General features: G+C 69.1%; 9 protein-coding genes. All 9 read right to left on the bottom strand.

Annotated features, from left to right (window positions below):
* Positions 1-498, bottom strand: a 498-nt coding sequence (locus ADBZ6I_RS13370; protein ID WP_526384608.1) for an MFS transporter, incomplete at its 3' end; no start/stop codon positions are given.
* A gap of 1 nt (position 499) precedes the next feature.
* On the bottom strand, positions 500-1,957 hold the full coding sequence (gene argH, locus ADBZ6I_RS13375) for an argininosuccinate lyase (RefSeq protein ID WP_526384610.1): 1,458 nt from the start codon (positions 1,955-1,957) through the stop codon (positions 500-502).
* Entirely contained in the window at positions 1,954-3,168 is a 1,215-nt protein-coding gene (locus ADBZ6I_RS13380) for an argininosuccinate synthase (protein ID WP_313674278.1), read from the bottom strand. Before ADBZ6I_RS13380 ends, argH begins: the two co-directional genes overlap by 4 nt.
* A gap of 16 nt (positions 3,169-3,184) precedes the next feature.
* Complete coding sequence (locus ADBZ6I_RS13385) at positions 3,185-3,670, bottom strand: arginine repressor (protein WP_526384612.1); 486 nt, start codon at positions 3,668-3,670, stop codon at positions 3,185-3,187.
* Positions 3,667-4,878 carry an acetylornithine transaminase gene (locus ADBZ6I_RS13390; RefSeq protein WP_526384620.1) on the bottom strand — a complete coding sequence of 404 codons (1,212 nt, stop codon included), beginning with the start codon at positions 4,876-4,878 and terminating at the stop codon, positions 3,667-3,669. The genes ADBZ6I_RS13385 and ADBZ6I_RS13390 overlap by 4 nt, the downstream gene beginning before the upstream one ends.
* Positions 4,879-4,889: 11 nt before the next feature.
* Complete coding sequence (argB, locus tag ADBZ6I_RS13395) at positions 4,890-5,759, bottom strand: acetylglutamate kinase (protein ID WP_526384614.1); 870 nt, start codon at positions 5,757-5,759, stop codon at positions 4,890-4,892.
* Positions 5,756-6,961, bottom strand: coding sequence for a bifunctional glutamate N-acetyltransferase/amino-acid acetyltransferase ArgJ (gene argJ / locus ADBZ6I_RS13400; protein WP_526384622.1), 1,206 nt, complete (start codon positions 6,959-6,961; stop codon positions 5,756-5,758). The genes argB and argJ overlap by 4 nt, the downstream gene beginning before the upstream one ends.
* Before the next feature lie 23 nt (positions 6,962-6,984).
* On the bottom strand, positions 6,985-8,019 hold the full coding sequence (argC, locus tag ADBZ6I_RS13405) for an N-acetyl-gamma-glutamyl-phosphate reductase (RefSeq protein ID WP_526384616.1): 1,035 nt from the start codon (positions 8,017-8,019) through the stop codon (positions 6,985-6,987).
* Positions 8,020-8,078: 59 nt separating this feature from the next.
* The coding region (locus ADBZ6I_RS13410; protein ID WP_526384618.1) for a type II toxin-antitoxin system HipA family toxin at positions 8,079-8,976 on the bottom strand (898 nt) is incomplete at its 5' end.

Consider the following 8,976-nt stretch of genomic DNA (forward strand, 5'->3'; position numbering starts at 1 on the left):
CAGCGCCAGCACGGCCCCCACGGGCACCATCAGCGTCACGCACCGCAACAGCGGTCCGTACAGCTGCGGGGAGCCGGTGACGGCCCGCCAGCCGTCGCGCACCGAGGAGCCCACCTGAGCGCGCAGGCTGCGCGGGGAGGCTGCGCCGTTGGGGCTGCCGCCGGGGGTGGCGCTGCTGCTCTTCGGGATTCGCAGCAGGGCGGCGATCATGACCAGGTGGGACACCGCCCTGGTGAACAGCAGGACCGCGATGCCCGCCAGGCCCATCAGGTAGCCGCCCAGCACTCCGGCCGGAATGCTGAAGAACAGGAACGGCAGGCTCATCATGGTCTGCACCATGCTGACCAGAAGCGGGTTGTCGGTCAGCGACGTCATCACCCAGGACGCGCCGAGCAGCAGCATCACCAAACCGAGCGCATGGATCAGGTTGGCGCCCCAGAGGTTTCGGAACAGCCGGTTGCCGAACAGGTCGTATCCCGAGCCGCGGGCGGCCGTCACGTCACCTCGCCAGCAGCGCGCGCAGTCTGGCGGCGTCGTCGCGGACCAGCCCGAGCTGACGGGCGACCTGCGCCGGCGCGGTGCCGCCGCGGGCGCTGCGCGCGGCCACCGAACCCTCCACGGTCAGCACCGCGCGGACCTCGGGGCTCAGATCGGCGCTGATCCCGGCCAGTTCGTCGTCGGTGAGCTCGTCGAGGCCCACGCCGCGGCGCTCCGCGGTACGCACGGCCGCGCCGGCCGCCTCGTGCGCCACCCGGAACGGCACGCCCTTGCGCACCAACCATTCGGCGACGTCGGTGGCCAGCGTGTAGCCGGCCGGGGCCAGCGCCGCCATCCGGTCGACGTCGAAGCGCAGCGTGCCGACCAGGCCGGCCATCGCCGGCAGCACCAGTTCCAGCTGGGCCACCGAGTCGAACACCGGCTCCTTATCCTCCTGCAGATCCCGGTTGTAGGCCAGCGGCTGCGCCTTGAGGGTGGCCAGCAGTCCGGTCAGGTTGCCGATCAGGCGGCCGGCCTTTCCGCGGGCCAACTCGGCGATGTCGGGGTTCTTCTTCTGCGGCATGATCGAACTGCCGGTGGACCAGGAGTCGTCGAGGGCGGCGTACCCGAATTCCGTTGTGCTCCAGATGATGATGTCCTCGGCAAGCCGGGACAGGTCAACCCCGATCATGGCGAACACGAAGGCGGCTTCGGCGGCGAAGTCGCGGGCGGCGGTGGCGTCGATGGAGTTGTCGGCGGCGGCGGCGAAGCCGAGGTCAGCGGCGATGGCGTCGGGGTCCAGGCCTAGTGACGACCCGGCCAGCGCCCCGGACCCGTACGGCGACACCGCGACCCGGGCGTCCAGGTCGACGATGCGGTGGACGTCGCGCAACAGCGGGTGCGCGTGCGCGAGCAGGTGATGGGCCAGCAGCACCGGTTGGGCGGCCTGCAGATGGGTCTTGCCCGGCATGATCGCCGTCGGGTGCGCGGCGGCCTGCCCGGCCAGCGCGCCGACCACCTCCAGCACCCCGTCGGCCACCCGGCGTATCGCGTCGCGCAGCCACATCCGGAACAGGGTGGCCACCTGGTCGTTCCGTGACCGGCCGGCCCGCAGCCGGCCGCCCAGGTCGGCGCCGACCCGGTCGATCAGCCCGCGCTCCAGCGCGCCGTGCACATCCTCGTCGGTGACAAGCGGCGCGAAAGTGCCATCGGCTACGTCGATTCCGAGACTGTCCAGACCGGCGAGCAGGCCGTCGCGCTGGTCGTCGGTGAGCAGGCCGGCGCCGTGCAGCACCCTGGCATGCGCCTTGGACGCCTCGACGTCGTAGGGGGCCAGCACCCAGTCGAAGTCCGTCGACTTACTCAGCGCCGCCAGAGCGGGTGCGGGACCGCCGGAGAACCGACCGCCCCACAGCGAGCCCTCATTGGTGCCGCCCTCGTTGGTGCTGGGCTGGTTGGTGCCGCCCTCGTTGGCGCTCACTGGGCGGGTTGATCGGCCCGCAGGTCCCGACGCGCCGCGATCTTCGACGACAGGCCGTGCACGTGGACGAAGCCCTTGGACGCCGACTGGTCGAAGGTGTCGCCCTCGTCGTAGGTGGCCAGGTTGAAGTCGTACAGCGACTCCGGGCTGCGCCGGCCGTTGACCGCGATGTGCCCGCCGTGCAACACCATTCGGATCTCGCCGGTGACCCGCTCCTGGGTCTTGGCGACGAAGCTCTCCAGCGCCGTCTTCAACGGGGAGAACCACAGCCCGTCGTAGACCAGTTCGCCCCAGCGTTGATCGGTGAGCCGCTTGAACCGGCCCAGTTCGCGCTCCAGGGTGACGTGCTCCAGTTCGGTGTGTGCGGTCACGAGCACCATGGCACCCGGAGCCTCGTAGATCTCCCGGCTCTTGATGCCCACCAGTCGGTCCTCCACCACGTCCAGGCGGCCCACCCCCTGGGCTCCGGCGCGCCGGTTGAGCTCTTCGATGGCCTGCAGCACCGTGACCGGGCGCTCGTCGATGGACACCGGCACCCCGCGCTCGAATCCGACGATCACCTCATCAGGGGTGTTCCAGTTCAGCGTCGGGTCTTCGGTGTAGTCGTAGACGTCCTTGGTCGGGGCGTTCCACAGGTGCTCCAGGAAGCCGGTCTCCACGGCGCGGCCCCAGACGTTCTGGTCGATGGAGAACGGGGAGCGCTTGCTGACGTTGATCGGGATGGCGTTGTCCTCGGCGAAGGCGATGGCCTTCTCCCGGGTCCAGGCGTAGTCGCGCACCGGGGCCAGGACTTCCAGATCCGGTGCCAGCGAGGCGAATCCGACCTCGAAGCGCACCTGGTCGTTGCCCTTGCCGGTGCAGCCGTGCGAGACGATGCCGCCGCCGTACTCGCGGGCGGCCGTCACCAGATGCTTGACGATCAGCGGCCGGCTCAGCGCCGACACCAGCGGGTAGCGGTCCATGTAGAGGGCGTTGGACTGGATGGCCGGCAGGCAGTAGTCGTCGGCGAACTCGTCGCGGGCGTCGATGACGACCGCCTCCACCGCGCCGCAGTCCAGGGCGCGCTGGCGCACCACCTCCATGTCCTCGCCGCCCTGGCCGAGGTCGATGGCCACGGCGACGACCTCTTTGCCGGTCTCCTTGCCGATCCAGCTGATGGCCACCGACGTGTCCAGCCCGCCTGAGTAGGCCAGGATGACGCGCTCGGACATGGGAGTGCTCCTTCGTTTAGCGGATGTTCTCGAACATGACGGCCAGTTGAGCACCGGTCATGGGCTCGCGGGCGACGACGAAGATCGTGTCATCACCGGCGATGGTTCCGACCACGTCGGGCAGGACGGCCCGGTCGATGGCGCTGGCCAGGTAGTGCGCCGCCCCGGGCGGGGTGCGCAGCACGGCCAGGTTGGCACTGGCGTCGGTGGACACCAGCAGTTCCCCGAGCAGCCGGTGCAGCCGATCGGTGCCCCCGGCGACCCCGCGCACCGGGCTGCCGTCCTCGGGCACCACGTACACCCCGCCACCGCCGTCGGCGCCACGCAGCTTCACCGCGCCGAGTTCCTCCAGATCGCGCGACAGGGTGGCCTGGGTGACCTCGATGCTCTCGTCGGCCAGACACGCCGCCAGTTCGCCCTGGCTGTGCACCGACCGCGACGACAGGATAGCGACGATGCGCGCCTGCCGGCCGGCGCGGGTGATCTCCGATGACCGGGTCACGACTGGTGTTCTCCGGCAACCAGACCCGCGTCGAGGATCGCCGGCACCGCCGACAGAAAGCTGTCCACCTGAGCCTCGCTGATAATCAGCGGCGGGGCGAGCCGGATGACGTCGGGGGCGGCGGCGTTGACCAGGAAGCCGGCGTCGCGGGCGGCGGTCTCGACGGCCTTGCCGTGCGGGGCGGTCAGCACGATGCCACGCAGCAGACCCCGCCCGCGCACGTAGTGGACCAGCGGGTGGTTCAGCGCCTCGATGCCGTGGTGGAGTTTCCTGCCCATCGCCCCGGCGTGGTTCATCAGGTCGTCGGTCTCCAGCACCCGCAGCACCGCGCAGGCGGCGGCGGTGCACACCGGGTTACCGCCGAAGGTGCTGCCGTGCATACCCGGGGTCATCAGGTCGATCGCCGGGCCGATGGCCAGGCAGGCGCCGATCGGCAGGCCGCCGCCGAGCCCTTTGGCCAGGGTGACGATGTCGGGCGTGATGCCGTCGTGGGAGTGCGCGAAGAACACCCCGGTGCGCCCGACACCGGTCTGCACCTCGTCGACGGCCAGCAGCGCCCCGTGCCGGCTGGTGATCGCGCGGGCGGCGGCCAGATAGCCGTCCGGCGGCACCACCACACCGCCCTCCCCCATGATCGGTTCGAGGAACACCGCGGCGGTGTCCGAATCGACAGCGCCCGCAAGTGCTTCCGCGTCGCCGTAGGGCACGTGCGTGACGTAGCCGGGCAGCGGCTGGAACGGCGCCTGCTTGGCGGGCTGGCCGGTGAGCGCCAGCGACCCCATGGTGCGGCCGTGGAAGGCGCCTTGGGCGGCAACGATTTTGGTACGCCCGGTCAGCCGGGTGATCTTGAAGGCGACCTCGTTGGCCTCAGCGCCGGAGTTGCAGAAGAACACCCGCGCCGGGGTACCCAGATGCCCGACGAGCTTTTCGGCCAGATCGATGCCCGGTTCGGTGGCGTAGAGGTTGGAGACGTGCCCCAGGGTGTTGAGCTGGGTGGTGACCGCCGCGATGACGGCCGGGTGGCGGTGTCCCAGGATGTTGACCGCGATGCCGGCCAGCAGGTCCAGGTAGGTGTTGCCGTCGATGTCGGTGACCACCGCGCCGTCCCCGCTGACCAGCGCCAGCGGCGGGGTGCCGTAGTTGTTCATCATCACCGACTGCCAGCGCTCCAGCAGGCCGTGCTGTTGGGCCTCGGGCTGACCGGTCATGGCCTGATCCGTCATGGCGTGACCTTGGTGCCGGTGCCCTCGTCGGTGAACAGTTCCACCAGCACGCAGTGCTCCACCCGCCCGTCGATCACGTGGGCACTGGGCACGCCGGCGTTGACCGCCCGCAGGCAGGCTTCGATCTTGGGCACCATGCCCTCTTCGAGGGTCGGCAGGACGGCGGCCAGAGCAGTGGTGTCGATCTCGCTGACCAGCGAATCGCGGTCCGGCCAGCGGGTGTAGAGCCCTTCGACGTCGGTGAGCATCAGCAGCTTCTCCGCGCCCAGCGCCTCGGCCAGGGCCGCGGCGGCGGTGTCGGCGTTGATGTTGTAGACCACCCCGTCGGCGTCGGGGGCGATGGTCGAGACCACCGGAATACGGCCCGCCGCAATGAGATCGCGCACGGCGTCGGTGTTGACCTGCTCGACGTCGCCGACCAGGCCGATATCGGTGTCCACGCCGTCGACGGTGACACTGCGCCGCACCGCGGTGAACAACTGCGCATCCTCACCGGTGATTCCGACGGCATAGGGGCCGTGGGCGTTGATCAGGTTGACCAGCTCACGGCCGACCTGGCCGAACAGCACCATCCGGGCGACGTCGAGCACCTCCGGGGTGGTGACCCGGAAGCCGCCCTTAAACTCACCGGGGATGCCGAGCTTCTTCAGCATCGCGCTGATCTGCGGTCCGCCGCCGTGCACCACCACCGGGTGCACACCGCAGTTGCGCAGGAACACCATGTCGGCGGCGAACGCGGCCTTGAGGGTGTCGTCGGTCATGGCGTTGCCGCCGTACTTCACCACGACGATCTTGTCGTGCAGCGCTTTCAGCCAGGGCAGCGCCTCGGCCAGCACCGCCGCCTTGGCGTTCGTGGGGATGCTCATGAGCTGTACGCCGAGTTCTCTTCGACGTAGGCGTGCGAGAGGTCGGTGGTGCGGACGCATGCCGCACCGTCGCCGAGTTTGAGGTCGACGACGACGGCGACGTCGGGTCCGGACAGGTCGACGTCCCGCGCGCCGGGCGCACCGGCCCCATCGACGCAGACCGGGAAGCCGTTGAACGACACCGAGATCCGGGCCGGGTCGAGGGTGAAGGGCGACATGCCGACCGCCGCCAGCACCCGGCCCCAGTTGGGGTCGGAGCCGAACAGCGCGGTCTTGACCAGGCTGTCGCGGGCGATGATCCGGGCGGCGGTGACGGCGTCGTCCTCGGTGGGGGCTCCGGTGACGGTGATGGCCACCCGCTTGGTGACGCCTTCGGCGTCGGCCTGCAGTTGCGCGCACAGGTCGTCGCACACCTGCAGCACCGCGTCGTCGAGATGCTCCTGGGTGGGGCGGATCTCACTGGCACCGGAGGCCAGCAGCAGCACGGTGTCGTTGGTGGAGCAGCTGCCGTCGACGTCGAGGCGGTCGAAGGTCCGGGTGGTGGCGCGGCGCAACGCGGTTTCCAGCGCGGTCGCATCGGCGACGGCGTCGGTGGTGAGCACCACCAGCATGGTGGCCAGCGACGGCGCCAGCATGCCGGCGCCCTTGGCCATCCCGCCCAGCGTCCAGTTCTCGCCGGAGTCCAGCGAGTGGTGCAGCGCAACCTGTTTGGGCACTGTGTCGGTGGTCATGATGGCGTGCGCGGCATCGTCGCCGCCGCTCAGGCCGCCGGCCAGTTCGTGGACGATCTCGGTGATGCCGGCCAGCACCTTCTCCATCGGCAGCCGGTCCCCGATCAGGCCGGTGGAGCAGATGGCGACCTCGATGGGCCCGGTCTCGGTGCCCCAGTTGGACAGGGTCGCGGCGACGGCTTCGGCGGCACGGTGGGTGTCGCCGAAACCTTCGGGACCGGTGCAGGCGTTGGCACCGCCGGAGTTCAGCAGCACCGCCCGCAGCCGGCCGGTGGTGAGCACCTGGCTGGTCCACAGCACCGGGGCGGCTTTCACCTGGTTGCGGGTGAACACCCCGGCCGCGGCGTAGTCCGGCCCCTCGTTGAACACCAGTGCCAGATCGGGTTTTCCGGACGCCTTGATGCCCGCGGCGATGCCGGCGGCGCGGAAGCCGGCCGGAGCGGTGACACCTTGGTTGCGCAGCAGACGGATTCGGGGGGAGGCGTGGAGTTCCGTCACGGGGCCAGTCCCACCGTCGAAAGCCCCTGGACCTCCGGCCATCCCAGCGCCAGGTTCATCGACTGCACCGCAGCTCCCGCCGTTCCTTTGACCAGGTTGTCGATCGCGCACACCGCCACCAGCACGCCGGCGTCGGCGTCGACGGCCACCGCCAGCTGGGCGGCGTTGCTGCCGATCACCGACCCGGTCTGCGGCAGCCGGCCGTCGGGCAGCAGATACACGAAGGGCTCTGCGGCGTAGGCCTTTTCGTACGCCTCCCGAATCCGGGCCGGCGACGCCGACGTGCGGGCCGTGCAGGTCGCCAGGATGCCGCGGGCGGTCGGGATGAGCACCGGGGTGAACGACACCGTGACCGGCTTGTCGGTGACGGCCCGCAGGCCCTGGGCGATCTCGGGGGTGTGCCGGTGCACCCCGGCGATGTTGTAGGCCCGGGCCGACCCGATGACTTCAGAGGCCAGCAGGTCCACCTTGGCGGCCCGCCCGGCGCCGGAGGTGCCGCTGACGGCCACCACGGTGACGGCGGGTTCGACCAGGTCCGCCGCCACCGCGGGAAGCAGCGCCAGCAGGGCGGCGGTGGGATAGCAGCCGGGCACCGCGATGCGGGTGGCTCCGCGCAAGCGGTCCCGGCCGCCGGGAAGTTCGGGCAAACCGTAGGGCCAGCTGCCGGCGTGCTCTGAGCCGTAGAAACGCCGCCAGTCCGCGGCGTCGGTCAGCCGGAAGTCGGCGCCGCAGTCGATCACCACGGTATCCGGGCCGAGCTGCTCGGCGATCTCGGCGGAGTGACCGTGCGGCAGCGCCAGGAAGACCACGTCGTGCCCGGACAGCACCTCGACATCGGTGGGTTCGATGACCCGCTCGGCCAGCGGCAGCAGGTGCGGGTGATGCTCCCCCAGCATGCTGCCCGCACTGGCCGCCGCGGTCAGTGCGCCGATGGTCAGGCTGCCGTCGGCATAGCCGGGGTGACCGAGCAGCAACCGCAGGATTTCACCGCCCGCGTACCCGCTCGCGCCCGCGACCGCCGCCGTTGTCATGCAGCCATCCTGCATGATTATGCAGTCAGATGCAAATCGATTCGGGCTTACTCTTCAGTTCAGCCTGGAGGCGCGGCGTTTCCGCGCCGAAGCGTTCTAGACCGCTGTTCAAGAGAGTTCTCGACCTCTGTGCGCACGTCCGGTGCGGCCTCAAGGAGGTTAGCGGCACCTGGCCACTCGGCGATGGCCTTCGCCACCGTGTCCTCGGCGACGTCAGCCAAGTCAACATCGGCGTTCAGGCGCCGGGCAAGCTTGCCGAACGTAGCGAGACGCATATCCTCGAACCGCCGGGAGCCGCCGAAGGTCAGCCCCAGATCATGCTTATCGCCCCGCGGAACGTACAAACCCGTCGACACGATGTCATAGGCCGGCGAAATAGTGGGCTTGCGGCGGTCTCGGTAAATAAGAGACCAATTCTTCAAATGCGCATCCCCATTACCGATGAGTATGTTGAGCGTCAGCCGCCTCGTGAACTGAATTAGCGCGCTGGTGTCGACCCCGCGGAAGAAAAGATTGGCGACCGTTTCGAGGTTTCCTCGATACTTATTTTCGGGGTAAAATCCCCGGACTTGCGCTAGATCCTCGATATGGATTTTTTCACGCGACTCCCCCCGATCGAATCGGCGGACCGCGAAGGCAAAGTCTTCCGACTCCGGCCAAACACTCTCGGGAAGGCCGGTGACTTCGTCCCTGTGGACCAGCTTGATTTCAGGAACATCAACACCAATACGACTAGCCAAATGCATCATCGCATACTCATTCAATGGCACGCCACGATACATCTTGTCCGGAAGCTTTATGATCCAGTCGCCGCCGGCGCCGCTTGCGGGACAGGTAAACCGATCCGTTTCCTTGAGCATGGAAAACTTCAATCCCACTCCGGCTAACGAAAATTTCCAGCCAATTTGATCGCTCTCACTCGGAGGGGACGCGTGCACGGATCGCGTTAGCGGGATA

It is taken from the genome of Mycobacterium sp. (assembly GCF_044342925.1).
Classification (GTDB): domain Bacteria; phylum Actinomycetota; class Actinomycetes; order Mycobacteriales; family Mycobacteriaceae; genus Mycobacterium.

Coding starts and splice junctions, on each gene's coding strand:
- argC (WP_526384616.1), bottom strand. CDS start 8,019: ATGACAACGGCGGCGGTCGCGGGCGCGAGCGGGTACGCGGGCGGTGAA.
- argB (WP_526384614.1), bottom strand. CDS start 5,759: ATGAGCATCCCCACGAACGCCAAGGCGGCGGTGCTGGCCGAGGCGCTG.
- ADBZ6I_RS13390 (WP_526384620.1), bottom strand. CDS start 4,878: ATGACCGGTCAGCCCGAGGCCCAACAGCACGGCCTGCTGGAGCGCTGG.
- ADBZ6I_RS13380 (WP_313674278.1), bottom strand. CDS start 3,168: ATGTCCGAGCGCGTCATCCTGGCCTACTCAGGCGGGCTGGACACGTCG.